At 35.6% G+C, this 292-nt stretch carries 1 pseudogene; it reads right to left on the bottom strand.

Annotation, left to right across the window (positions count from 1 at the left end):
* A pseudogene (locus V6251_RS15295) lies at positions 1-292 on the bottom strand (SRPBCC family protein); the annotation flags it as partial.

Raw genomic sequence — 292 nt, 5'->3', positions numbered from 1 at the left:
CTTTAAAGCCAAAAGGTAAATCTTTACCAGAAATGGTCCATTTTACATCAGTACTACCATCTGCATTTGGTATAAAAGTCCAAACAACGTCAGAACTTGGGTAATCAGCAACCTGCATGGTTTGTGTAATGGACTTATTAGGATTGGTATCTATAGTGCGCATGGTACCTGTTTCACCATTATCAATCCAAGAGTAAGAACCATCAATACCTTTTGTTTGTTCTGTATAATTAATAGTCATTTCTGGTTTTTCTTCTGTCCAAGCATTCCAATCTTCCCAGTTTTTAAAATC

The organism is Olleya sp. Ti.3.14, assembly GCF_038154885.1.
Lineage (GTDB): Bacteria > Bacteroidota > Bacteroidia > Flavobacteriales > Flavobacteriaceae > Olleya.
Note: the sequence above shows the minus strand (reverse complement) of the source record. Positions and strands in the feature narration are given on the sequence as shown.